This is a genomic window from Paenibacillus alba (assembly GCF_013204855.1).
In the GTDB taxonomy this organism is placed as follows: Bacteria; Bacillota; Bacilli; order Paenibacillales; family NBRC-103111; genus Paenibacillus_E; species Paenibacillus_E alba.
In genome coordinates this window covers 1-26,559 of sequence record NZ_JABMKZ010000065.1, presented here as the reverse complement: position 1 = coordinate 26,559, position 26,559 = coordinate 1, and the positions used below count along the sequence as shown (strand labels likewise).

The window sequence follows — 26,559 nt, the reverse complement described above, 5'->3', positions numbered from 1 at the left end:
TTTGGTGATGATGGCGGAGGGGACCCACGCGTTCCCATCTCGAACACGACCGTTAAGCCCTCCAGCGTCGATGGTACTTGAACCGCAGGGTTCTGGGAGAGTAGAACGTTGCCAAGCAGTATTCCCTGATAGCTCAGTTGGTAGAGCACTCGACTGTTAATCGAGTTGTCACAGGTTCGAGTCCTGTTCGGGGAGCCATTGCTTCCATAGCTCAGTCGGTAGAGTGCATCCATGGTAAGGATGAGGTCACCGGTTCGATTCCGGTTGGAAGCTCCAGTTATTTCTTTAAGGCCCGTTGGTCAAGTGGTTAAGACACCTCCCTTTCACGGAGGTAACAGGGGTTCGAGTCCCCTACGGGTCACCATCAATTTCCACCAATTGATATCCCATGGAGGCTTAGCTCAGCTGGGAGAGCATCTGCCTTACAAGCAGAGGGTCGGCGGTTCGATCCCGTCAGCCTCCACCATTAACTTTCATACGCCGTTGTAGCTCAACTGGTAGAGCAACTGACTTGTAATCAGTAGGTTGGGGGTTCAAGTCCTCTCGACGGCATGCTTTTTATTGGGGATTAGCCAAGCGGTAAGGCAACGGACTTTGACTCCGTCATGCCAAGGTTCAAATCCTTGATCCCCAGTATTTACTTCATTAATTTATGAGTCATTAGCTCAGTTGGTAGAGCACCTGACTTTTAATCAGGGTGTCGTAGGTTCGAATCCTACATGACTCACCACTTTACCCCAAAAAGTGAAGTGAAAGCTTCGAAGGGAATTCCGATTACTTTTCGGGGGCCCCAGCATTAACATGCGCGCGTATGGCGGAATTGGCAGACGCACTAGACTTAGGATCTAGCGGGTGACCGTGGGGGTTCAAGTCCCTCTACGCGCATTAAATCCTCAGCAGTATTCATACTCCTGAGGTACCCATGCGGAAGTGGCTCAGCGGTAGAGCATCGCCTTGCCAAGGCGAGGGTCGCGGGTTCGATCCCCGTCTTCCGCTCCATTTAATAAGCGCCCTTAGCTCAGCTGGATAGAGTATTTGACTACGAATCAAAAGGTCGGGAGTTCGAATCTCTCAGGGCGCGCCATTTTTTCTAAAAAGTTACATAGGTTTCGGGACGTAGCTCAGCTTGGTAGAGCACCTGCTTTGGGAGCAGGGGGTCGCATGTTCAAATCGTGTCGTCCCGACCATCAATTTTATAACGCGCGGGCGTAGTTTAATGGTAGAACTTCAGCCTTCCAAGCTGATCGCGCGGGTTCGATTCCCGCCGCCCGCTTATCAGAATTAAGATCACCTTCGGGTGGTCTTTTTCTTTTATAAAGGAAATAAGATGGGCTTACTTTCAATGGAATCAGACATATATTACCACCATTAAATTGTGTCTTTTTTTTATATTTAGACTATATGCAGCGGGCGGAATGTGGTAAAATATTCTGAAATGAGTTTTTCTATCGTGTAGCTTTTATAGAGAGAAGCATTAATGCAACATAGCGAATAGATGAGGTGGAGAGTTATGTTAGAGAATGTAATCGGCCAACAGAAGCAAGCCACGAATAACCTGCTGCGCAGGGACGTACGCTTCTTAGGGCACATCTTAGGCGAAGTTCTGGTCCATCAGGGCGGGAATAGTCTACTTGATGTTGTCGAGAAAATTCGTGAGATGAGTAAGTCTTTAAGAGCCCACTATGTAATCGAAATATATGATGAATTCAAGAAGACAATCTCTTCTTTGGACCCAGAGATTCGTCATCAAGTCATTCGGGCATTTGCTATTTACTTTCAACTTGTTAATATTGCTGAGCAAAACCATCGGATTCGTCGCAAAAGAGACTATGAGCGTTCTTCAGGTGAATCCGTACAACCAGGTTCAATTGAAAGTATTGTTCAAGAATTGAAGCACAACCATATTCCTTTTGAAGAAGTGCAAGAAATTCTTAAAGCAATCTCTTTGGAGCTTGTGATGACGGCACATCCAACTGAAGCTATGCGCAGAGCAGTGCTTGATATTAATTTGCGTATTTCCGACGGAATGATGAAGCTCGACAACCCTATGCTGACTTACCGCGAGCGTGAGCAATTGCGTGAAAAGCTGCTAGGCGAAGTACTGAATCTTTGGCAAACGGACGAGCTGCGTGATCGGAAACCAACGGTTATTGATGAAGTTCGCAACGGTTTGTACTATTTTGACGAAACGTTATTTGATGTTCTTCCGGAAATCTATCATGAGCTTGAGCGTTGTTTGAATAAATATTACCCGCAGGATACTTGGCATGTGCCGTCTTTCTTGAAATTCGGTTCTTGGATCGGTGGAGACCGCGATGGCAATCCTTCCGTTAGAGCTAATGTAACTTGGGAGACCTTGGGATTACATCGTCAATTGGCTTTGCAGAAGTATGAAGAAGTTCTCAAAGATGCGCTAGAACATATGAGTTTCAGCAAGAGCATCGTTAATGTGAGCGACGCCCTTCTTGATTCTATTCAATGTGACCGTGAAGCTCTAGGCAATGTACAGGATGTATGGCGCAATGAGAAAGAACCTTATCGTATCAAAACGACTTATATGATCGAAAAAGTGCATAACACAGGCAATGCGAATATTCCAACTAGTCAGAAATATAACAGTCCTGAGGAATTTATCAGTGATTTGAAAATTATTGACGCTAGCTTGAGAACGCATTTCGCTGATTATATAGCGGATAAATATACGAAGAAGCTGATTCGTCAGGTTGAGCTGTTCGGCTTCCATTTGGCTGCGCTGGATGTTAGACAGCATAGCAAGGAACACGAGAATGCGATGACTGAAATCCTGGCGAAAATGGGCATTACGAGCGATTACAGCAAGCTTTCGGAAGAGGAAAAGATCAGTCTCTTGACGGACGTTTTGAACGATCCTAGGCCGATCACGTCTACGTACTTGGATTATTCCGAAAATACGAAGGAATGCTTGGATGTTTATCGTACGGTCGGCAACGCACAGAAGGAATTCGGTCGCAATTGTATCAACAGCTACCTGATCAGTATGACACAAGGCGCAAGCGATTTGCTGGAAGTAGTTGTTTTCGCGAAAGAGGCGGGTCTATATCGCCAAGAGAGCGATGGCAGTGTGACAAGTACGCTGCAGTCTGTTCCATTGTTCGAGACGATTGATGATCTTCATGCGGCTCCTGGCATTATGAGCACTCTGTTGGCAATACCTGCTTACAGAGCAAGTCTTGATCCTGTCGCACCACTGCACGAGATTATGCTGGGCTACTCAGACAGCAATAAAGACGGCGGTGTGATTACAGCGAACTGGGAGCTGCGTATGGCGCTCCAAGACATTACAGAAGCTGCGAAGAAATTCGGCGTGAAGCTGAAATTTTTCCATGGCCGTGGCGGAGCACTTGGTCGCGGCGGTATGCCTCTGAACCGCAGCATTCTGGCGCAGCCGGTTGAAACTTTAGGTGGCGGCATTAAGATTACAGAGCAAGGCGAAGTGTTATCTTCCCGCTATTCTTTGCAAGGCATTGCTTACCGCAGCTTGGAGCAAGCGACTTTTGCGTTGATAACAGCGTCTAAATTAGCACGTTCTCCGCAAAGAAACCCACTTGAAGAGAAGTGGGAAACGATTATGCGTGGTATTTCGGAGGAAGCCCAAACGAAGTACCAGGATCTTATTTTCCGCGATGAAGATTTCTTAACTTTCTTCAAAGAAGCCACACCGCTTCCGGAAATTGGCGAGCTGAACATTGGTTCACGACCATCGAAGCGTAAAAATAGCGATAAATTTGAAGATCTGCGTGCGATACCATGGGTGTTCTCCTGGACGCAAACGCGTTACCTGCTTCCGGCTTGGTATGCGGCAGGTACGGGGCTGCAAAGCTTTTATCAAGGAAACGCTGCTAACCTAGAGACGTTGAAAGAAATGTACGAAGAGTGGTCCTTCTTCCGTTCAATGATTGATAATTTGCAAATGGCGTTGGCCAAAGCAGATCTTCAAATTGCGAAGGAATATGGCAACTTGGTTAAGGAATCAGCCATTGCTGAGCGTATCTACAACTTAATCAAGGCAGAATATGAGCTGACCTCATCTCTCATTCTTGAAATTACCGGGCAGCAAGAAATTCTCGATAATGTTCCTGTAATTCAAGAATCTATCCGTCTGCGCAATCCCTATGTAGATCCACTTAGCTATATGCAGGTTGAACTGCTTACAGAGCTTCGTGCGCTGCGGGAAAACAATGAAGACGATGCGATTCTGTTGCGTGAAGTTTTGCTTACGATTAACGGAATAGCAGCAGGACTTAGAAATACAGGTTGATCTACGAATCAAGCATATAGAAGAAAAGACAGGAACATAAAGTCGAGGGCCCGCGGAAGTCGTAGGCAGCTCGGCTTTTCCTGTCCTTATTGCTCTGGCTATTGATCCTTTTTACAAAAAAACGTGGGTAAATCCCTGGAATTGCTCTTTTATCCATTGTTCATGTATGGCCTGTTGTCAGCTCTGACGTAAAGCATCTTCCTCTTCTTTACCGGCCATGTGGTTACTACACTTCCTCCGCTTATGAATTCTGCTATTATGCTTACCGCGGCAATGCGAGTCATGTATGTGTTGTGTCCTTCTGCTGTTTTTGTACAAGGAAATGGTGGTATGCTGTTGGTAGCGATAATTGCTGCATATTTTATTATTGGAGAGCTCGTGAATGGGTTACAATGGTTAGGGATAGGTTTAATTCTAGGTGGCATCCTTATTTCTGAAAACAAAACGTAATTAATTGCGTATGTAATAGGTAGGAAATCGAATTGCCGAGAAGCCGGAGGAAATCGAATTGAATTTTGTAGAAGCACGTCTGGCCAAATTAGCCAGGAATGGGGATCGAAATGCTTTTGCAGAGCTTGTAGAGCTCTATAAGGATAAGATCTTTCACTTGGCTTACCGTATGTTGAATAATAAACAAGAGGCTGAGGATGCCGTACAGGAGACGTTCCTGCGCGTGTATACGAATCTGCACCGATATGATGAGAACCAGAAGTTCTCGACGTGGATATTTCGCATTGGGACAAACCTGTGTATTGATAGGCTGCGCCGAAGAAAGAACACGTACTCGCTTGACGCTGAGATGCCGGACGGGGAAGGCAATGATTATTATGCCATGCTCCCTAGTCTTGAGGATACACCGGAGAAGCAAGTCATTGTATCCGAGACCCAGGAACAGATACGCAGGGCGATTGATACATTGCCTGAGAAATATAAATCAGTAGTGATTCTGCGTTACTTGCAGGACATGTCGCTTCAAGAGATTTCCGATGTGCTGGAAATGCCTGTTACAACGATCAAAACCCGTGTTCATCGCGGTCGAGAATATTTGCGTAAGCGGTTAGAGCAGGAGGAGCAAGATGCCAACACAAATCCTGTTCATATGTGAAACAAATCTGAATCCCAAACGTATGGTATACCACAACATGCAAAAGTCTAAGAAAGGGGTGGCTGAATGATGAATTGTAAGGAAGCCCTCCCGCTCATACATGAATATCTCGACGGTGATTTGCAAGGATCGGATTCTCAGCGATTGAAGGAGCATTTGATATCCTGTCAGGCCTGTCATGCTTTGTTCAAGCAATTGGAGAAAACGGACGCGATGGTGAGAATGCTGCATCCTGTGAAGGCATCGGATACATTAACTGCACAAATCATGAGCGGACTGCCACGAGCCAAGAAGAAAAATGCCTGGATGGAATGGATTCGCAAGCATCCTGCTGTCTCGGTAGCCATTGTTTTCGCAACGGTTATGTTCGGAAGCTTCATGTCCATGTGGAATGACGACACGAACCTAATGGTGAAAGGCAATGATCTTCAGGATGTTGTGATTCAAGGAGATACGGTCATCGTGCCAAAGGGTCATACCGTAAAGGGTGATCTCGTTGTACAGCGAGGCAAGCTAAGGGTCGAAGGCGATGTAACGGGAAACTTAATCGTGATCGATGGTACGCTCAATCTGGCGTCAACCGCGCATATTTCTGGTCAAGTTACACAAGTCGATGAAGCCTTAGGTTGGATTTGGTATAAAATAGGAGAGTTTGTTAGTATGCTTTCTAGATAACTTATTATGTCTTCCATTTCGGCTGCAAGCTGATGGGGGACTTTTTTGTATGAAAAAATGAACCAAAGAGGTTTCATAAACGTCATGTGAGGAGAGAAAAATAGAAGTATAACAAGGTTTATGTTATGATTCTAATATAGAGAGATCACTGTGATCAGTCGCTTGGGGGAGAATAATAAATGGACTTACTCACGAGCATCTCGGCTAAGGATATCGTAGATATTCTGATCGTTAGCTATGTGATTTATAAACTGATCCTGCTGGTGCGTGGGACAAGAGCTATCCAATTGATGAAGGGTATTCTTGTTGTCGTTATTACGTGGGTGTTCAGTATTTGGTTTAAGCTTAGCACACTGCAATGGATGATGAACCAGACATTTACTTTTGGGGTTTTGGGCGTTATCATTATTTTCCAACCAGAGCTGAGGCGTGCACTTGAGCAGTTAGGCCGCGGGAAGCTGTTCAGTCGTTCTTCTTCCGAAGAAGACCAAGACGTGAACAAACGGATTAATGAAGTGATACGGGCTGCCAATTATTTGGCCAAAAGAAAGATAGGGGCTTTGATCGTTTTCGAGAAAGAGACCGGACTAACTGATTATATCGAATCCGGAATTGGTATAGAGAGCAAGATCAGCGCAGAGCTGTTGATTAATATTTTCATTCCTAATACGCCGCTCCACGATGGTGCTGTGATTATTCGTCAGGGCCAGTTAATGGCGGCAGGCTGTTATTTACCGCTGTCTGAGAATCCTTTTATAAGCAAAGAACTTGGGACAAGGCATCGCGCAGCTATTGGGATGAGTGAGGTTTCCGATGGGATGTGCATCATCATTTCGGAAGAAACCGGACAGATTTCGTTGACGATGAATGGTCATATTATACGGGATATCAAAGAGGAGTCGCTGATTGCTAAATTGTTCGAGGAACTGAAGCCAAAGGCAAAAACGAAGGACAAGAACCCTTTCTTGAAATGGAGGGGCCGTTCGAATGGATAAATGGTTAAGAAATACGAATGTTGTGCGGATTGTTGCGCTTGTTGTCGGGATTCTGCTGTGGGTCGTTGTACATATGGAGGAAACGAATCTTTCGGGTAATTCTCCCTTGCGCGAGCGCGAAGAAACGATCAATAACGTTGCGATTACGACGAAGTATGATGAAACGCATTATCATATTGCTTCCATGTCACCTGCGAATGTTCAGATCATTTTGAAGGGGAAAGAAGCTTCCGTCAAGAAAGTAACGACGAGTAATACGTACCAAATTGAGCTTGATATGACCCAGGTTGGCAAAGGGGATCATCAGCTGACGCTGAAACCCGTAGGCTTTCCATCCGATGTTGAAGTACAGGTTGTGCCCAGAACGGTGCATGTCATTATAGAAGAGCTGCAGATGAAAGAAGTACCGGTTGTTATTAATGTAAAAGGGACGCCAGCAGCTGGGCTCAAAGCCGGCCAGCCGATCGTTAAGCCCGCAAAGGTATATATTACGGCGCAGACGAGTAAACTCGAGCAAATCGAGAATGTACGCGGCGAGGTTTCCGTGGATAAGGCGCAATCAGCGGTTACGAAGCAGGTTCGACTGCAAGCCTATGACAAAGACGGTAAGGAAATCACGGTGAATATGAATCCTTCCGTTGTTGATGTGGAAGTGCCAATTACAAGTCCGTTCCAGACGATACCGCTGCAGCTGAAAATTAGCGGGGAACCGCCCAAAGGGTTCGCGATCTCCATGGTTACCCAAAATCCCGACAAGGTGACGGTATACGGAACGCAGGACGTCGTGGACAAGTTGGAGTTCTACCAAGGACCGCAGCTGAGTGTTCAAGATGTCAAAGAAACAAAAGATTATTCACTGGACATCCCTTTGAGGAATAAAGTAACACAACTGGATCCTGCCAAAGTAACGGTGCGCGTGGAGATTGTCCCTTCCATCACCAAAGCTTTGGAGAATGTGCCGATCACCATTATTGGTCAAAACGAGAACTATCTAACGAAAGTAATAACGCCGGAATCGGCTCAACTGAATCTTACCGTGGAAGGTGCGCCTGCGATCATTGACCAAATGAAAGTGCAGGACGTGCAAGCGATTCTGGATGTTAGTAATTTACCGCCTGGGAAGCACGAGCTGAAGGTGACGTTAAACTTGCCTACCTATGTGAAGCTTGGGACGCCGCAAGAAGTGAAAGCCGTCGTTGAAATTAGTGAGAAAACACCAAAACCAGCAAATTCAGCAAGTCCCGGCAGTTCGGCAAATCCGGCAAGTCCAGCAAGTCCAGCAAGTCCATAATGGGTCATAGAGAAAGAGGAGAATATAGATATGGGGAAATATTTTGGTACAGATGGTGTACGAGGTGTCGCGAATGGCGAACTTACACCGGAATTAGCTTATAAAGTAGGCCGCTGCGGCGGTTATGTCCTAACTAGACAAGCCAAGCATCCGAAAGTCGTGATCGGGAGAGATACACGGATTTCAGGTCCAATGCTGGAGGCTTCCTTAGTAGCCGGATTGCTGTCTATTGGCGTTGAAGTTATTCGCATCGGTGTCGTGAGTACACCCGCAGTTGCCTATTTGACCAAAAAGCTGGGCGCGGATGCCGGCGTTATGATCTCGGCTTCGCATAATCCCGTTGAGGACAATGGGATTAAGTTCTTCGGCGGTGACGGCTTCAAGCTGCTTGATGAGACGGAGCTTGAGATTGAACAGCTGCTAGACGCGGCTGTAGATGAACTGCCTCGCCCAGTTGGCGGCGAGATCGGTACGGTCTCTGATGAGCCAGATGCGAAGTTCGCCTATCTGGCGTTCTTGAAGGAGACGGTATCCGCGTCTTTCGCCGGATACAAGGTCGTTCTGGACTGCGCGAACGGCTCTGCCTTCGAGCTTGCCCCTACGGTATTCCGCGAGCTGGGAGCGGAAGTGATCACCATCGGCGCTGAGCCGAATGGACGCAATATCAACGACCATTGCGGCTCCACGCATCCTGAGAATCTTCGCGCAGAAGTGGTGAAACATGGCGCAGCCATCGGTCTTGCTTTTGACGGGGATGCGGATCGACTGATCGCGATTGATGAGAAAGGCGAGGAAGTCGACGGAGACTTCATCCTTAGCATTCTGGGCGATGCGCTGAATCGCGCAGGCAAGCTGAACCACGGCACGATTGTGACGACGGTGATGGCGAATATCGGCTTTTTCAAAGGGATTGAGAAAGCAGGACTTAAAGCTATGCAGACCGCTGTAGGCGATCGCTACGTGATGGAAGAAATGCGCAAAGGCGGCTACAACTTAGGCGGCGAACAGTCCGGTCATGTGATTTTCTTGGATTACATCTCCACTGGAGATGGTATTCTGACTGCTTTGCAATTGGTTAATACGATTGTTGAGTCAGGGCGTAAGCTAAGTGAACTGAAGGGCATTATGCGTAAATTCCCGCAGCTTCTCGTTAATATTCGTGTGGCAGATAAAAGCAAGCTGAAAGATAATGCTGTGATTGAAGAAGCTATTCGCAAAGTGGAAGACGAGCTTGGCGACAATGGCCGTGTATTAGTGCGTCCATCGGGTACAGAATCGTTGATTCGCGTCATGGCCGAAGGCCCTGATAAGGATCAAGTCGAAGCTTATGTCCATGATATTGCCAAAGTGATTCAAGAACAATTGGTATAATTGCTAAGAATCCCCCATTCGTTAGCAAGCTCTACGGCGAAATGGGGGTTTTTCCAAGAAAAAATAAGTTGCGCATGAACGTTAAAATGAATATGATGTATTTACTCAAGAAGGAAAGGCAGGGTTGAGGTAGACCCCATATCAATAGCGCCAGAACTCGCAAGCGGAACGGGAAATGTAGCGAATAGCTGCTACTACGCAGGTGAGTTGACGAGGTGAAGGTGTTCGAAACATTCGGCGGGGACCTTCCGGCATGAGGAGTGCCGTTAAGTTGGAGAGCAAAAACGTCTGGGCGACCAGGCTGACAAGTATCCAACAACCTTTTATTTAGGTATGAACTTATGGATCGACTATATATAAGCTTTATTTTGTTGTGTCTTTTTATGGATGAATGGTTGAATGTTTAAAGAAAATCAGGATCTTTGAAAAATAGCCCTTGTTGAAGAGGCTTATAAAACTATGGAGGTACTACACTATGTGCGGAATCGTTGGTTATATTGGAAAGCAGAATTCTCAGGAAATTTTATTGGAAGGGCTCAAAAAGCTCGAATATAGAGGCTATGACTCTGCAGGTGTAGCTGTATATACGGCAGACGGGCTGCAAATTAAGAAAGCCAAAGGGCGCATCGCCAATCTTGAATCCAAGCTGGAGGAGACTCCACTGAGCGGAAGTGTTGGAATCGGGCATACGCGTTGGGCGACACATGGCAAGCCTTCCGATGTGAATTCTCACCCGCACACAGATAATTCCTTGAAATTTTCTGTTGTTCATAATGGGATTATTGAGAACTATATCAGCCTCAAAGAAGAACTGACGGCCAAAGGCCACAAATTTGTATCTGAAACAGATACGGAAGTTATTTCACACTTGATCGCTGATCTGTATGATGGCGACATTCTCAAAGCTGTTCAAAAAGCCGTAAAGTTTATGACAGGCGCATTCGCGTTAGGCGTACTGACAGAATACGAGCCGGATCGACTTGTAGCCGTTCGCCAAGCTAGTCCTTTGATTATCGGTATCGGCGAAGGCGAGAACTTTATTGGTTCGGATATCCCGGCGATCCTTGAATACACACGGAATGTGTTCATATTAAACGACGGCGAAATGGCTCTTTTGACACGCGAAGGTGTCGAATTAATGACGTTGGAAGGCAATTTTATTTCCAGGGAAATGTTTCATGTCGATTGGGACATTGTAACCGCAGAAAAAGCCGGTTTTGATCACTTCATGTTGAAAGAAATCTATGATCAACCCAAAGCGTATCGCGATACGATGGGAAGCCGCATTTCTCCAGACGGCAGTCGGGTCACGCTGAACGAGCTTACGATTACGCCTGATGCGATTCGTAACATTAGCCGTGTTCATATTGTAGCCTGTGGTACGGCTTATCATGCAGGTATGGTTGGGAAATATGTTATTGAGAAAATGGCACGCATCCCCGTTGAAACGGATGTTGCCTCTGAATATCGATACCGTTCCCCGATTATTACCAAGGACACCCTTGTTATTGTTGTGAGTCAATCCGGTGAAACTGCCGACACACTGGCTGCTCTGCGTGAAGCCAAGCGCTGCGGGGCCCATGTTCTGGCTGTGACGAATGTAGTAGGAAGCTCAGTCGCACGGGAAGCTGATGACGTGATCACAACGTGGGCTGGACTTGAAATTGCAGTAGCATCCACGAAGGGCTATACTTCACAGTTGATTGCCTTCTACTTGCTAGGCTTGCATCTGGCACAAACGCTAGGCACGCAAAGCCCTGATGAGATTCGAGAAGCTATTACTGCATTGAAAGAGCTGCCTGCTCAAGTAGAGGAAATTCTTGCTCAAGCGGAAGCTCTCAAAGTAGTTGCCGAAGAAATGTCGAAGCACGATAACCTTTTCTTTATCGGTCGAGGTTTGGATTATGCGGTTGCTTTGGAAGGCTCCTTGAAGCTCAAAGAGATTTCGTACATTCACTCGGAGGCTTACCCTGCGGGCGAACTGAAGCATGGTACACTGGCACTAATCGAAGATGAGATTCCGGTTATTGCATTGGCTACCCAGCATGAGCTGCTGGAGAAAACGGTGAGCAACATTAAAGAAGTTAAAGCGCGCGGCGCCAATGTGTTAGGGATTGCGGTGGAAGGCGAAATGGAGCTGCAGAAGTCTGTAGACAGCACTTTCATCATTCCTAAGACACTGGATGTTCTATCTCCTGCTTTGGCTGTTATCCCTCTGCAATTGCTGTCCTATTATGCCTCGTTGGCTCGTGGGAATGATGTGGATAAGCCGCGTAATTTGGCGAAGAGTGTGACTGTGGAGTAATAAATAACTTTATAATAAAGTGTTTGTCCCTATGTAAAAAAGTTGGAAAGTAGTAAAGAATGTTGGAGAGCAGTAAAGATAGTCGGAAAGTAGTAAAGAATATTGGAAAACGACCTCTGAGAGAAAAGTCCCGATGTAGAATATGCATCGGGACTTTCTTTTTTAAATTGAAAGGAGAAAAGTATGCACCCTTCCCTAGGTGATAGAATTAGAGTAATTCGAAAAACAAATCGTTTAAATCAGATCGAATTTTCAAAATTAATTGGCATTTCTCAAGCGACACTAAGTGAGATTGAAAAGGATAAATATAATCCCTCCATAGAGACTGTTATATCCATTTACAAGGTTTTTAAAACTAATTTAAATTGGTTGATCCAAGGAGAGGTGACTAACGAAGAAAATAACGTACTTAATATAGATTTATTTCAAACAGCGATAAATGAAAAAGAGTTAAAGGTATTAGAACTATTCAATTTACTTTCGGAAAGTGACATGGAGGAGATTATGCTTTTTATGGAGTTGAAGATTGGGAGATATTAATAAATCGAGTTTTCAGATTGCATTGGTATTTCTTATAGGAATTTAGGGGTCAAGATGGAGGTTGTAGGCGTGTGTTGCCTGCTTGGAACCAACAGTTCGTTTGGCCAGTTCAATGAGCAATTTAGCCCTACGCACAACTGAATGCCGTTCCATGGACTTCTTCTAACCAGCAATCACATCAACGGACTCTAATTGACACAAATCGGTGGGGAGAGGAAACAGGCGAAGGGTTACCAATGCATCCTTGCAAGTTAAAATTTAGAAACTTTTCTAAGTTCAAGGAACACAATGTCTACCTAGCGGTGGATCTGATTTACCCTTACAAGTCATTTAACAACCGTTTCTCGATTTGCCATCAGGACGCGTAGTTCTTCATATTCTGCGGAATGAAAACGGACAGGGGAAAGTAGCCGTTTTTCACCATGTCTGTAATGACAAGGGCATCCTTCTTGTCACTTTTAGAACGTGTATTGTCGCGGTTTTCTTTGTTCTTTTTGATTAGATGAGGATTTACGAGTACATCGTTCCACAGGTGTAAAAAGAAAATAAAGTATTTTCTTAGTGCTTAGGTTAAGATAAGCCCCCCTGTTTAAGCACTACATGCTACCCGCGTACTTTCTTTAATGGGTGATTGGAAGTGGAATATAATGAGGAGAACGTAGCCCAAGCTAAGGCGCGGGAGCGTTCTTTTTGTTTCACTCACGGGGCAGTTTTGTCACAATACGTGATGGATGGCGTCGAATAATCGGCGTTTTTTTCGAATATTAAGGGCAATCAAGAAGGGCTACATGGGGAAGTGGTGAAATAAAATTCTACGACTCTATCGACAAATATATTCTACTTTAGTAGAATAATAATATGTGATTCTACAGCAGTAGAATATATGCGAATGAGGTGTTTTCTTTTGGTTATGAAGTTATTCGATAGTGAGCTTAATATTATGGAAATCTTGTGGAAAGAAGGCGATACCCCCGCAAAGAGAATTGCAGAAATTGCAAAAGAAAAAGTAGGCTGGAGTAAAACAACAACGTATACCATCATCAAGAGATGCCTTGATAAAGGGGCGATCGAGCGGTATGAGCCTAATTTCGTTTGCCATGCAGTTATTACACGAGAGCAGGCTCAAGAACATGAAACAACGGAACTGATCAATAAAATGTACGATGGCGCCCCCGACAGACTGATTGCTTCATTGTTGGGACAGAAACGACTGTCTGCAGAAGAAATTAGCCGCTTGAAACGTCTTATCGATAGCATGGAATGAGGTGAGGGAATGTCGTTGCTTTATATAAGTATCTCGGCCTCTGTCTTTATTCTTGCAGTTATTTTCTTGCGTTCCTTGCTTATTCACAAGTTGCCGAAAATGACCTTTATGTTTCTTTGGAGTGTGGCATTAGTTCAATTGCTTGTACCTGTTTCAGTTCAATCGCAATTTAGCATTTTTACGGCAGCGGATCATTTAAGCAGAATGTTTTCAACGTCAAAATTGATTTCCACGCCAGAAAGTTCAACAATTGTTAATGGAACTACGGTAATCATGCCGCCAATTACAGAACATTTGACCGCGCCAATGATGCCATTGGAGACGACTTCACCAATATCGCCAATTGTATGGGTGTGGTTCATTGGTTTTACGTTATGTGCTTTATATTTTATCATTCCGCATTTAAGATATCGCAAATTCTACAAAATGGCTGTGCCTATTGGAAACGATTTTATAAAAAAATGGCAGCATTCAAATTTGTTACGGCGAGATGTTCAAATCAGGCAACTGGATCATATTTCAACTCCGCTTACATACGGTATTTTTCGGCCTGTTGTGCTCTTGCCGAAAAATTTAGATTATAACGATGAGGAACAACTTGAGCTCATCCTGACTCACGAATTTACGCACATCAAGCGATTCGACATACTCAAAAAATGGATTCTTGCCGCTAGCGTATGCGTCCATTGGTTCAACCCTTTAGTATGGATCATGAATATCCTTGCCAATCGCGATATCGAGCTATTCTGTGATGAAACAGTCATACGGAAATTTGGGGAAAACACGAAACCTACTTATGCTAGGGCACTTGTACGTTTGGAAGAAAAGAAAATCGGGTTGTCGCCGATGATTAGTAGCTTTTCCAAAAACTCAACCGAAGAAAGGATAATATCGATCATGAAAACCAAGAAAATCACGATCGCCACGATGCTGCTCGCTATTGGGCTTGTAGCAAGTGTCGTTATCATCTTTGCGACTTCTGCATTGGACAAAACGGAAGCTTCTACGGGTGTCAACAATCCTACAGACGAACCTTCAGCCGAAATAGTACCCGCATTATCTCATGGTCCCATCACTACAGATTTAGTGCCCGCATTATCTCAAGGTGCCACCATTACAGATATAATGCCGCACGATTTAACATTCAACAAGAAATATGATGTACCGAAGTTGATAGACAGCCTAATGGCTTCAAAATATCGTGCAGTTTATTTGGACAACGAAATATATCTTCGTGTCATGATGGATAATACAGTACAGATAAGCAAAAATAATGGTGCGGTTTGGAAAAAATATGATACAAATGAAGTCGATGCAAAAGAATTTGCAAAATGGCTGCTGATCAATGATCCGATTCCGGGCTATTCAATGAAAGAAGTTCAGAGTCGCTTGGCAAACGGGGCAAAAGTAAAACATTTAGTGTTTGAAAATGTGAAGGAGATGTATTTCATAATCGACAGGAACGGCGTACAGATTGAACTTGTACAGCCTGAAAAAATATCTTCTGTTCTGATCGACGGTCAAAGAATGATGATTACTTCCGCTATATCAGCCCAGATGCTGAAATCATTTTATGACTTGTTAGTGTCGAACAATATACTTTCGGAAACTCATGCAGAACAAGATTATTCGGAAAGAATTAAGTATCTTGAAAAAAATCTACCTAACTTTATCGTGACGAAATAAGGTGGTTTACCGTCCTTTATGAAGTACCAATCGACGTCGGTCTAAGTGATCGGCGTCTATTCATTTTTGAAACTTTAAATAGGCTTTTAACACTTTTGAGCAACGTTCTAAAATACCTTAGTACCAGTTAACCTCTGAGTCTAATGTGGAGCTTGGAAAGACTTCTATAAAGTATTTGTGGTAACTGGTACCGTATTAGAAGGAATTAGCCCTCAATAGGCGTATATATAATTGTGCAGTGACCTCTCAGGGAACAACCGCCCAGAATAGGTTTGGAGCCGGCAGGACATCCTCCTGGACTTCTTTAACAGAAATGAGGCGCTCCATGTTTTTGGCGCTGCACATTTGATGATTATTCAACCTGTCGAAATGACAGGTTTTTTTGCGTAGAAAATCAAAGAACATAACAGATGAAGGAGGAAATTGTTTCCTTCCGTCGAAAGAACTTAACAGAAGCCCTTTAAAGTTATTGAGGCGGATTCTCGACCTCTCAGTTTATTATGGGTACAGCACCGAATCAAAACCTGACATGCTACATTGGGCCCATTGCGGAGCTCTTAAGAAAACTTGGTTAATCTGGTGCAAATGATTCGAATAGGTGATCATAAGTTGGATAATTCTATGCTTACGAATATGAGCATTAATGAAGGTCAAGACAACTCTAGAGTCTTCTATCCCTTCTATGTTGGAATTGATATCGGTTCGGATTTCCATGTTGCTGCTTGCATTCCCTTTGAAAAGTTCCGCAGTGAAAAAGAATGGAAACGCAGTAAAACAATGAAGTTTAACTCGGATAGCCAAGGGATTACAAAATTTATCAATGCTTTGGAAGATATTCAAGCACAATTCGGGTATAAACCCCAAGATTTCTTTATATTACTGGAACCAACGGGTGGCCATTATTCATATTTAGTTGTTAGAGTTCTATTAGATCGAGGCTATTCTATATATCAGGTTGAGAATAAAGCTGTAAAGGATTTTCGTGAACGCCAGCTAGGACTAAATGAAAAATCCGATGAAATTGATGCTAGAATCATGGCCTATATGGGATGGCACAAAACCCTTCATCCTGATATGCGTTCGGTGCGAATAGTTCGTCCTGCAAGTGCAGAGCAGGTTTTATACCGTACATTAACTAGGGATCGCTGGTTACTTACTACTCAATTAACGAGACGTAAGAATCAAGTCCAGCAATTATTTTCTGTAACCAATCCTGAACTTAAACGAGCTTTTAAAAAGACAGGTGCGTTGAGTGTCCTCAAATTAGCTCTGAAGTATCCTACAGCGCAAGAAATGGCCAAGGTAACTCAGGATGAACTTAGGCAAACTCTAATAACTATTGGTGCAAAAACTACTGCTACGAAAGCCTCTACGACCTTGGCAGAGCTGTTACCCAACACATTAGCATTGAACATTCCACACCTAGCTGAACGGCAAACGTGGCTAATTGAAGAAGCTTTGCGTATAGATGAAGCGATAAAAAGCATGGATAAACAGATAGCTTCCCTGCTTTATGGTGATAAGGAAAAAGGATATAAACCTCATCCTTATACAAAGATACTGATGTCCTTCCCTATCATGAGTGAATCTATGGCCTGTACATTTATTGGAGCTATTGGTGATATTGAACGTTTCTCAACTTATTTAGAGCTTAAAAAGTACCTTGGTGTAGCCGCGGAGAATAAAATCTCAGGCACATCTGTTTTTAAGAGTAGGCAAACATACGAGGGTGTTAGGGATACGCGCAGAGTTCTATTCTTAATGACCTTACTGCTAATATCGCCAAAAATCAGTGAAAACAGTTTCCGCGTTTACTATAAGCGATTAGTTGATCGAGGAATGGCGAAGAGAAAGGCAATAGGACATGTATGCGGTAAGATTGCCCAGGTTTTATACTCATGCCTTAAAAATAACGAACCGTATGATCCGTTCAAACATGCGAGCAAAATGGGAGTAATCCTTGATAGCAATAAAGTAAGGTTAAAGATCCCAGCTAACTTAGAAAATTACGAACGCCAAGCAGATGAGTTAGCTGATGACGATGTCTTATGAACGACCACTATCTTACACTGCCTTACATTGAACATAAATAGCCCATTACCATGTAAAATTGGAAATAAGAAGATTCCAAATTACGGTGATGGGCTCATTTACATTTCTCTAAGCGCTACACTACATTAGACTCAATTCACTGAAACGAACATGATGGTAAAGGTTTTTCAGGGCTGAAAAGCTGAAAATCCGCATCAAATGGGCAAGGTCAGTCTAATACTTTATTATCTCTGGACATCTGGACGTGGGGCGACGACAATTTCGGCCAGCTCGGGGACGGCATGAGCGGACTGAACAAGAGCTACGATCTAATGATCCCCTGTGCATTTCATTACACCAATCCGTTTGGATTCGTTAAAAACATAATAGATGAGTATAATAATCGTGATGATAAAAATCAAATATTTGATATATGTTAAGAATTCTTCTTTGATTTCGATTTAACCAGAATTATAAGATTGATACTTAAAATCTTCAGGGGTAAGAAGTGTCTTTTCGTCATATAGTTTTTTGCTTTTTGGATGATACGTTCAATAAATTCGTTGTATTGTTCCTCAGATGACTCTACAAGGTACTGACCTTCTACTGGAAGACGTGTATAAGCAAATCATAGCAATTTCATTTCAAATAAATAATTATTTCCAAAACTATTAATAATGCCGACTTGATTTTAATCTACAGAATTTACATTTGATAGGAAATAATTACCATGTTGAGTATCTTTTGCAGTTAGAAACTTGCCGCTTTTTAAACGCAGGGAAGAAAATAATTGGATATTGTCTGTCAGTAGCACGCACTTATGAATTTGAACTCCGTCATCTACAATGTAATCGATGTTTGTTCTGAAAATATTTACCCTTATTTCGATGGCCGTTTCAAGTAAGATTGGGTAAAAATCATCTGGTGAAGTGAAAACCCCATTGTTAGTAATATTTAACTTTCTTGAAATCACCTCACCTACTGTCTCCATCATATCCAATTCATTCCTATTAGTTTGATTGTAAGACAATAGAAAAAAGACCGCGAAAATAAACAATAGTAAACACGATAATATCTTTTTCAATTCTCCCGTTCCCCTCCCTTATATTCAAGCATTCCGCCATCTCTTACAGAAGACACAACTTCCGTACTTTACTCAAAGTAGCGTACGGGAGTTGATTGTCAATCGATGTTATTAGCTACCTGAAGGCGGTACTGCTTCGTTGTCCCAATAGGCATATCCAGTTTGGCCTTGTGGACCATATACATCTGCTAATGAATAACTACCTGCATTCGCATACTTCTTGTCAATACTAGTTCCGACCTTAGCTGTTGAAGAATGGTAATTATCCGGATGATTATAGTGGGACCAGCAATGCTTTTGAGAACCACTAGCACCTGTGCCATAATCCCAAGTACCGCCACCAACATTAACTACAGAAAACGGAGATACGTTAGAGTTGCTTAATTCCATCTGACCATGTGTCTGATTTCCAGTTGAGGGCATAGCTTGGGTCCCCATTGCTAGAGTCATTGCCGCAACTACGCCTGCTACTCCTTCTATAACCCATATTAAATAATACTTATACAATATTAGTTGTTTTCGACATAAAACAGCAAAATATAACAATTTCTCTTAATGCATTTGATTAAGTTTGCCTATACAATGAAAACAATAGTGTTGTATTTTATCGAATAAAGTAATTTTAAAGAGTTTTATGTAACTCCGTGGAATAAAAAAAATATTCCGTGGGTGTTACATCGAAAGGTGATGAGAAATGAATATAAAAAAAAAAATAACTATTATTGTTTTTTTACTATTAATTGCTTTGATGTTTGTTATACATGTACTTTGGGATCATCATCGGGTAAAAAAAATTGTGTTTAAGAATTTGCAAAATAAATATAATTTTATTTCATTTCAAATATCTAGTCCAGAAAAACTATTGTTTTCCCCTGGTTCTTCATTATTTGGTTTGGATTACAATGTTCCTGTAACAGCAGAAATAAATGGGATGATAATTAAATTTTGGATCGAATTAAACGATAAAGGAGAAGTAGTTTTTGAGAATCTGTTGGATCAAAAGTTTAAAATTGAAGGGGCAAATGTCGTTAATCAAATGATTTCTCCTATTATCCAATTTAGCAATACTACGATAAACTTTATTGGTGGAAATAGTAGTTATAGTAATGAGTCTAAGAATATGGAATCATACTATCTCTCGATGAATTTTACCGAAATGATTAGTAGTAATATAAGACCGACATCTATGAACGCAGTAATCAAGTGGAACGAAGGTAGTGAAAATCTATCAAATGAGGCGTTTATTGAGAAATGCTTAGGAGTAGCAACTATATTAAATTATTTAAGGTTTTCGGAGATTAGTTTTTATTACTATACGACAGATAATAATTATTTGAATATCACATTGTATACAAGGACGGATTTAAAATTACCAAAGGAGCAACTAATAAAGAAAATTCAAGTATCTCAAAATATAAAATGAAAAAGGAATTGGGGTAATAAACAGTGAAAAAAAGAACGCTAATACTTTTATTAATAGTTTTAACAATTTTGAACACTTGTAGTCCTATTTTCGCAATATCATCAAATTTGTTTCAAGGGCAACAAGCAGAAAACTTAGATGATAATAAACTAGCAATAAATAAAAATAGTAATGAAGAAACAAGTGAGAGAGGTGATGATGATTTACTATTGGGGCCTGTGCAAAACAAAAGTGTTAATACTGAAAATCAATTGCTGGTTACAAATCTAGAACAAGTGATGCCCAATTCGGTATCATATATTACATATTTGCCTGTTCCTAGTGTTATAGATTCAACATATTTTGAGGTAAATGCCGATACTCGAAAATATATTGTTAAATATAAAAGTAAGATAGGAAAACAGAAAGCTATCAATAATATCAGAACACAAGCATCTAAGTCATTTAGTTGGAATAGTAGCAAAAATTTTAAAGAATTAAAAAGTTTGGATCATATTCTAATTAATTTAACCAATAAAGAATATCAGCAATATCAACAAGATCAAGATGTAGAGTACATTGAAGCAGATCATTCTATGACTATTGCAGAGGTGACTTATACTAGTGATATCACGACTTGGGGGTATGATACCTTAAATGGGGATGCACTATATAATAGGAATATACTTGGTAATGGGATAAATATAGCAATTATTGATACAGGAATTGATTTAAACAATCAAGATTTACAAATTATTGGTGGAGCCTCATTTATTGGGGATAGTTACCAAGATGATAATGGCCATGGGACAAAAATAGCTGGTATTATTGGTGCGAAAGTAAATGGTGTGGGGATAAAGGGACTTGCTCCTGCTGCACGAATATTTGCATTAAAAGCGAGTGATTCCCAAGGACAAGGATCTTATAGTCAGGTCATCTCAGCAATTGATTGGGCAATAGCAAATAAAATGAACATAATTAATATAAGTTTAGTTGGTTCTGAAAATAGTCAAGCTCTCCAAGAAGCTATCAATAAGGCTTGGGATGCAGGTATCTTAATCACAGCTTCAGTAGGTAACTCAGGAGATTCTAATATTAGATATCCCGCTAAGTATCCTCAATCTATAGCTGTTGGCGCAATAAATTTTGATTTAACAAGGTCAACCTTTTCAAATTTTGGGGAAAAGATTGAGCTTGTAGCCCCAGGTTCAAATATATATACAACAGATTTGAATAACACATACACAAAGAATTCAGGGACATCGTTTGCAACCGCATATGTTACAGGTGCTGCTGCGGCAATATGGTCAGCCCACCCTGATTGGAGTGCTAAACAAGTCCGAATAGCATTATTACAATCGGCGTATTCTTTGGGTGATAAAAACCATTTTGGGTATGGGTTAATTGCCCCGTTGCAGTCAGTTGATGAAAAGTATAGCCGTCAAGTAACTATGGATGTTTATGGAACAGTTTCTGGATCTGTCTATGGAGATAATCCGATCCAAATCGCAATTCTTGATAAAACTCCCACGGATGATTTCATTTCTTTTGTAGGAGATCCTGTCACTACCTCACTTCGCATTGAGGATAGAATTAAAGATGTTTACATTGGAGTATTTGATGCATTTGGAAAGAAAATTTTTTCGGAACAACGTACGGATGGTATTAATGGTGTGGACTTATCTAAGAATGCAAAAATCTCCTATTCATGGACTCCCTACAGTTTGGGAGCATATTCGATTAAATATGCTTTTTGCTTTGATGACCCCATTGTCGGATACGGTTGTCATAAATCAGAATTCTGGGGAGTTACAGTTGTAACAAAAGATCTTATTCCTCCAACTATCTCCACTTCGCTTCCTTCTGAAGCAGGCACCGTTGATTTACCAATTAAAGTGAATATCTATAAAAGTGAGGAAATTCAAAAGATTAATGTAACAGTAAAGCGGTTAGATGGTAGCAACAACTGGACCTGGGTAGACAATTTTACTACTAACTCGAATCCATTTAGTTGGACACCACGAAATTACGGTTATTATAAATTTTATATCACTGCGCAAGACTTAGCGGGAAACGTAGGGGCAAGTGAGTCTGATGCTTATTATGTTAATCAATCTCGGTTAGAGTCTCCTTCATTAAGTGTATCACCTAAATCTCGATCAATTAATCTATCATGGAATTCTGTGAATAATGCTACAAAATATACAGTAAGTTTATTTGACCGAGATAATAAAATTGAATCTGTGAGTACAAGTAATAACTTTTACAAGTTTAAAGGATTATCCTTACAAACACGTTATCTAATTAGTGTGACAGCTATTGATGAAAGTGGAGTTAGACAAGATAGCTTCACTCAACAGCAGGTAGTAGATACTACAAATAATTCTTTAGTTATCTTAATTCCTGGTATGGCTGCCTCCACTTTAGATGACACGAGGGATAATGAAAGGGCATGGTCCCCAGAGCCGAGTGGTATAACCTTATTAGCTCATGATTTTGATGCACTCGCTCTCAATAATACGGGGGAACCCAAATATCCAGGCAGAGTTCAAGCAAGTGATAGTTTAATATTTAATGCTGACAAGCAAACTGGATTTTATGATCAAATATACTATAATTTACAGAATTCTGGTTATATCGTTAAGTATTTTCCTTATGACTTTAGATTAGATAATGAAGAAACTGCAGATAAATTAAATAACTTTATTAATGATGCTCTAGATGAAACTGGTGAAGATCAGGTCAGCTTAGTTGCCCACAGCATGGGGGGACTAGTTGCAACACGTTATATTTCTAAGTATCCAGACGCGAATGGGAAAGTTAATAGATTAATAACACTAGGCACTCCATATTTAGGAGCACCAAAATTCCTCTATACTCTTTATACTGGGAATTTTCTGTTAAATGGATATAATCTTATCGATTATGGATTGCCGGCCCAAAAATATGATTTATTTAGCAATAAGATTCTCTCTTTCTATATACAACCATTTGCAATTAATATGAAATCAGCATACGAATTGTTACCAACATCCGATTATATTAATGGTGGATATAGTTATATAAAAAAACAATATGGGACAAATACTGGAGATGGATTTTATTACACAAGCAAAGAACTCCTTAATACTAATGACAAAAACAAAGCATTTCTTAAAGAAGCAGATTTAAATAAATACTACGTTAATGCAGCATTGTTAGATAATGCGGAGAGCTTTCATCAAAGATTAAATATTGTTGGAACCTTAGACTCTATTAGAACTAAATTATATATGATTATTGGCGATGACCAAGCGACGATAGGATTGGTAAAAGCTAAGATCGCAGTAGAGGGGGGAGCGGTTGATGCGAGTATAACAGATCAGGAACCAACTAATGGAGATGGAACAGTTCCAATAAGGAGTGCAACTGTTGGGAATAGATATAATGATAGAGCGTGGTTTACTACTGTTGCGCATTCTGATTTACCAAACAATTATAATGTATATAAACAAGTTGGTGCTTTACTCAATGATACAACCTATGATGATAATACATATATAAAACGCCATACTATTGATAATCAGAATAGATATAAATTGTTGTTTGAATGTCCTGTTGCTCCAAACTTATATGATAGCAATGGAAATCACCTGGGTTTAAATGGTGATTTAACTGAACAACAAATACCTGGATCAAGTTACTATCAATCGGATGATAAAAAAGCTTTGTTTGTGAATAAAGGTAATTACTCAGTCAAGTTATTGGGCACTGGTCAAGGAGCTATGATCTATACTCTTCAGGAGTTCGATGGAAACGACAAAATTGTGAAAACAATTAGATTTGATAATGTTCAATTAACTCCAAACACGATCATTACTTCAAATACAGATATTAATAGCAATGTTCACTTAAATGTAGATGATAATGGCGATGGAATCGTGGATCGAATTGTTCAACCTAGCGTTGTTTTAAACGAGCAACAAAGCATGGATGAGATAGCCCCAGAAATAACATATAATATTTCAGGAACAAGTGGAAACAGCGGTTGGTTTTCTTCCGACGTTGGTTTAACTATTAATGCTCTAGATAATGACTCTAGTGTATACAAGGTTCAGTACACTCTTGATGGAAATACGTATTCAAATTACAGTACTCCTGTAATTTTTAATCAAGATGGGATTTACCCAGTTCAAATCAGAGCTTTTGATAAGAACCGAAATATAAATTCAAATAAATTAGATATTAAAATAGACAAAACAGCACCCTCTCAACCAACAATTAACTACACACCTCCAGGTTGGACGAATGGAAATGCGACTTTTATAATAATTAACGGAACAGATAATACCAGTGGTGTACAAAAAAGCCAGTATAAGCTAGGATCTAATGGAACTTGGACAGATTACAACTCGCAAGTAACTATATCTGATGAGGGGAAAACCCCGATATATGCAAGAACTATAGATGGCGCTGGTAATATAAGCTCTGAAGCAAGTGCCACCGTTTATATTGATAAAACAAGTCCATCGCAACCTTTGATCAATCTAAGCAATAATAATTGGTCCAATACGGATGTATCTTTTACGATTACCGACGGAGTGGATAACGATAGTGCTATTCAAAAAACACAATACAAAATTGGTGCAAATGGAATGTGGAATGACTATTCTTCAGCCCTCACTGTTACTTTTGAAGGACAAACGGATATCTTTGCACGTACCATTGATAACGCGGGTAATATTAGTATTGAGGCACATACAGTAATCTTAATTGATAGAACTGCTCCTACTATTCCATCAATAATGGCAAGTTCTCTAGATTGGGTTAATTATGACATTACTTTTATATTATCATCCGGAACAGATAATCTTAGTGGTATTCAAAAATATCAATATAAAATAGGTGATCAGGGAGAGTGGAAGGATTATTCTTCTATAGTTTCTTCTGCCACCGAGGGAGTTTCCTATGGCATAGAAGGAATAACTACTATATATGCACGTATTGTTGATAATGCCGGTAATATAGGTGCAGAAACAAAAATTACAATTCTAATCGATAAGACTCCTCCTCATGAACCTTTAATTTCACTTAGTACAACAAAGTGGACAAATCAAGATGTGACGTTCGATCTTTATAATGGAGCAGATAATTTAAGTGGTGCTCAAAAAAGCCAATTTAAAATAGGCAATGAAGGTAAATGGACTGACTACTCTTCACCCATTACGGTAAGTCAAGAAGGTGAGATACCAATCTATGCAAGAACAATTGATAATGCCAATAATATCAGTTCCGAATCCAAAGAAATTGTTAAAATTGATAAAACATCGCCCAACCAGCCTTCTGATCTTTTAAGTACGCCTGTTGCAGGGGGAAGGTGGGCATCAAGCTACTGGCTTCATTGGTCAGGAAGTGATAACGTTGCGGTTACTAAGTATTATGTATATTCTGGAGAAAATCTAGTTGGTACAACAATTGAAAACTCTTTTAAATTAAACGATCTTTCTCCCCATACCTCTTACAGTTACAGTATTATTGGTGAAGATGAGGCTGGTAATCTATCTATACCAAGTGAAGTCATACAATTTAATACTGATTTCCCAAATGTATTAGTGGGTAATCATAGTAGTTATGCGTTGTTTCCTTCAACTAATGGGCAGATATTAAGTTGGGGAGATAATAGTACTGGTCAATTGGGCGATGGGTCAACGAATATGGAGTCGACATCAATTGACATTGTAAATATAAGTTCTATAGAAGCTATTGCAGCAGGAAGTGACCATGTAGTTGCAGTTAAGAGTGATAATACGGTCTGGACATGGGGTTACAATGGATCCAGTCAGTTAGGGGACGCAAGCTCGACGAATCGGTTGTTACCAGTGCAGGTAATAAGGGGGTTGAGCGATATTCAGATGGTAGCAGCCGGTGACAGTCATACGGTGGCACTGAAAAATGATGGTACCGTTTGGGCGTGGGGCCTCAATAACTGGGGACAAATTGGCATAGGTACTATAGGTATTGAAGGTGCTCCAAAACAAGTATGGTACATCAGTGGGGTGTTGGCGGTGGCAGCTGGGAGCCTTCATACGCTAGCACTGAAAAGCGATGGTACGGTCTGGGCGTGGGGCTCCAATGACAGTGGAGAACTGGGTAATGGTTCGAAGCAAACAGCATACGTACCGACTCAAATAAGCGGGTTGAGTGGTGTGAAGCAGATTTATGCAAAAGGAAGTACGAATTTTGCAATTAAGGCGGATGGCACGGTCTGGGCATGGGGTTCTAACAATGTAGGACAATTAGGTAACGGAAGTACGGTCAATGTGCCAACACCAGTACAGATTGGCATTAATAATGTGGCAAGCATAGCACCTGGGGGCAGCCACACGCTTGCAGTGAAAAACGATGGCACGGTTTGGGCATGGGGCTCTAACAATGTGGGACAAATAGGTAACGGAAGTACAATCAACGTGTCTACACCAGTGCAAGTGAGTGGGCTTAGTGGAATTACAAGTGCAGCAGCAGCAATGGATGGAC

Annotated in this window: 15 protein-coding genes, 12 tRNA genes, 1 rRNA gene and 1 pseudogene; 26 read left to right on the top strand and 3 right to left on the bottom strand. The window is 41.4% G+C overall.

Annotated elements, in window-relative coordinates; all coding sequences use genetic code 11:
• The 21 genes from rrf (at position 1) to HQN90_RS36910 (ending at position 12,579) form a co-directional block, all read left to right on the top strand.
• Positions 1–117: ribosomal RNA gene (gene rrf, locus HQN90_RS37010) — 5S ribosomal RNA — on the top strand.
• A gap of 5 nt (positions 118–122) precedes the next feature.
• A tRNA-Asn gene (locus HQN90_RS37005) sits at positions 123–198 on the top strand.
• Positions 199–200: 2 nt separating this feature from the next.
• Positions 201–276 (top strand) — tRNA-Thr (locus tag HQN90_RS37000).
• A 13-nt stretch (positions 277–289) separates the two neighbouring features.
• A tRNA-Glu gene (locus HQN90_RS36995) sits at positions 290–364 on the top strand.
• Positions 365–390: 26 nt separating this feature from the next.
• Positions 391–466: transfer RNA gene (locus tag HQN90_RS36990), tRNA-Val, on the top strand.
• A 13-nt stretch (positions 467–479) separates the two neighbouring features.
• Positions 480–552 (top strand) — tRNA-Thr (locus HQN90_RS36985).
• A 10-nt stretch (positions 553–562) separates the two neighbouring features.
• Positions 563–634 (top strand) — tRNA-Gln (locus HQN90_RS36980).
• A gap of 20 nt (positions 635–654) precedes the next feature.
• Positions 655–730, top strand: a tRNA-Lys gene (locus tag HQN90_RS36975).
• 75 nt (positions 731–805) lie between these two features.
• Positions 806–885 (top strand) — tRNA-Leu (locus HQN90_RS36970).
• A gap of 39 nt (positions 886–924) precedes the next feature.
• A tRNA-Gly gene (locus HQN90_RS36965) sits at positions 925–999 on the top strand.
• Between the two features lie 8 nt (positions 1,000–1,007).
• Positions 1,008–1,084 (top strand) — tRNA-Arg (locus HQN90_RS36960).
• Between the two features lie 26 nt (positions 1,085–1,110).
• A tRNA-Pro gene (locus HQN90_RS36955) sits at positions 1,111–1,187 on the top strand.
• 15 nt (positions 1,188–1,202) lie between these two features.
• Positions 1,203–1,273: transfer RNA gene (locus HQN90_RS36950), tRNA-Gly, on the top strand.
• Positions 1,274–1,510: 237 nt separating this feature from the next.
• The gene (ppc, locus tag HQN90_RS36945) at positions 1,511–4,297 is read left to right on the top strand and encodes a phosphoenolpyruvate carboxylase (protein ID WP_173227823.1); all 2,787 of its coding nucleotides are present in this window, start codon (positions 1,511–1,513) and stop codon (positions 4,295–4,297) included.
• A 508-nt stretch (positions 4,298–4,805) separates the two neighbouring features.
• The gene (sigW, locus tag HQN90_RS36940; RefSeq protein WP_173227822.1) at positions 4,806–5,402 is read left to right on the top strand and encodes an RNA polymerase sigma factor SigW; all 597 of its coding nucleotides are present in this window, start codon (positions 4,806–4,808) and stop codon (positions 5,400–5,402) included.
• A 66-nt stretch (positions 5,403–5,468) separates the two neighbouring features.
• Complete coding sequence (locus tag HQN90_RS36935; protein WP_338042439.1) at positions 5,469–6,077, top strand: zf-HC2 domain-containing protein; 609 nt, start codon at positions 5,469–5,471, stop codon at positions 6,075–6,077.
• Between the two features lie 179 nt (positions 6,078–6,256).
• Positions 6,257–7,072, top strand: coding sequence for a diadenylate cyclase CdaA (cdaA, locus tag HQN90_RS36930; protein ID WP_079420540.1), 816 nt, complete (start codon positions 6,257–6,259; stop codon positions 7,070–7,072).
• The gene (locus HQN90_RS36925; protein WP_173227821.1) at positions 7,065–8,363 is read left to right on the top strand and encodes a CdaR family protein; all 1,299 of its coding nucleotides are present in this window, start codon (positions 7,065–7,067) and stop codon (positions 8,361–8,363) included. The genes cdaA and HQN90_RS36925 overlap by 8 nt, the downstream gene beginning before the upstream one ends.
• 30 nt (positions 8,364–8,393) lie before the next feature.
• A complete protein-coding gene (gene glmM / locus HQN90_RS36920) occupies positions 8,394–9,734 on the top strand; it encodes a phosphoglucosamine mutase (RefSeq protein WP_173227820.1) in 1,341 nt (446 codons plus the stop codon).
• Between the two features lie 475 nt (positions 9,735–10,209).
• The gene (gene glmS, locus HQN90_RS36915; RefSeq protein ID WP_173227819.1) at positions 10,210–12,039 is read left to right on the top strand and encodes a glutamine--fructose-6-phosphate transaminase (isomerizing); all 1,830 of its coding nucleotides are present in this window, start codon (positions 10,210–10,212) and stop codon (positions 12,037–12,039) included.
• Between the two features lie 183 nt (positions 12,040–12,222).
• Entirely contained in the window at positions 12,223–12,579 is a 357-nt protein-coding gene (locus tag HQN90_RS36910; RefSeq protein ID WP_173227818.1) for a helix-turn-helix transcriptional regulator, read from the top strand.
• Positions 12,580–12,630: 51 nt separating this feature from the next.
• Here HQN90_RS36910 and HQN90_RS40155 read toward each other — a convergent pair.
• Positions 12,631–13,099: pseudogene (locus HQN90_RS40155) on the bottom strand (IS110 family transposase); the annotation flags it as partial.
• Positions 13,100–13,489: 390 nt separating this feature from the next.
• Here HQN90_RS40155 and HQN90_RS36905 point away from each other — a divergent pair.
• From HQN90_RS36905 to HQN90_RS36895, 3 genes are all read left to right on the top strand, one after another.
• Positions 13,490–13,843: a BlaI/MecI/CopY family transcriptional regulator gene (locus HQN90_RS36905; RefSeq protein WP_246363015.1), complete on the top strand. Its 354-nt coding sequence runs from the start codon at positions 13,490–13,492 to the stop codon at positions 13,841–13,843.
• Positions 13,844–13,852: 9 nt separating this feature from the next.
• Positions 13,853–15,529 (top strand): M56 family metallopeptidase, encoded by a 1,677-nt coding sequence (locus HQN90_RS36900; RefSeq protein WP_173227816.1) that lies wholly within the window; start codon positions 13,853–13,855, stop codon positions 15,527–15,529.
• Between the two features lie 621 nt (positions 15,530–16,150).
• A complete protein-coding gene (locus HQN90_RS36895; protein WP_173227825.1) occupies positions 16,151–17,581 on the top strand; it encodes an IS110 family transposase in 1,431 nt (476 codons plus the stop codon).
• A 670-nt stretch (positions 17,582–18,251) separates the two neighbouring features.
• On the opposite strand, the gene HQN90_RS36890 is transcribed toward HQN90_RS36895, so the two are convergent.
• Positions 18,252–18,554 carry a hypothetical protein gene (locus HQN90_RS36890; RefSeq protein WP_173227815.1) on the bottom strand — a complete coding sequence of 101 codons (303 nt, stop codon included), beginning with the start codon at positions 18,552–18,554 and terminating at the stop codon, positions 18,252–18,254.
• Positions 18,555–18,755: 201 nt separating this feature from the next.
• On the bottom strand, positions 18,756–19,190 hold the full coding sequence (locus HQN90_RS36885) for a lactococcin 972 family bacteriocin (RefSeq protein WP_246363012.1): 435 nt from the start codon (positions 19,188–19,190) through the stop codon (positions 18,756–18,758).
• Positions 19,191–19,338: 148 nt separating this feature from the next.
• Here HQN90_RS36885 and HQN90_RS36880 point away from each other — a divergent pair, with 148 nt between their 5' ends.
• Positions 19,339–20,067 (top strand): hypothetical protein, encoded by a 729-nt coding sequence (locus tag HQN90_RS36880; protein WP_173227814.1) that lies wholly within the window; start codon positions 19,339–19,341, stop codon positions 20,065–20,067.
• 23 nt (positions 20,068–20,090) lie between these two features.
• Positions 20,091–26,559, top strand: a 6,469-nt coding sequence (locus HQN90_RS36875; protein WP_173227813.1) for an alpha/beta fold hydrolase, incomplete at its 3' end; no start/stop codon positions are given.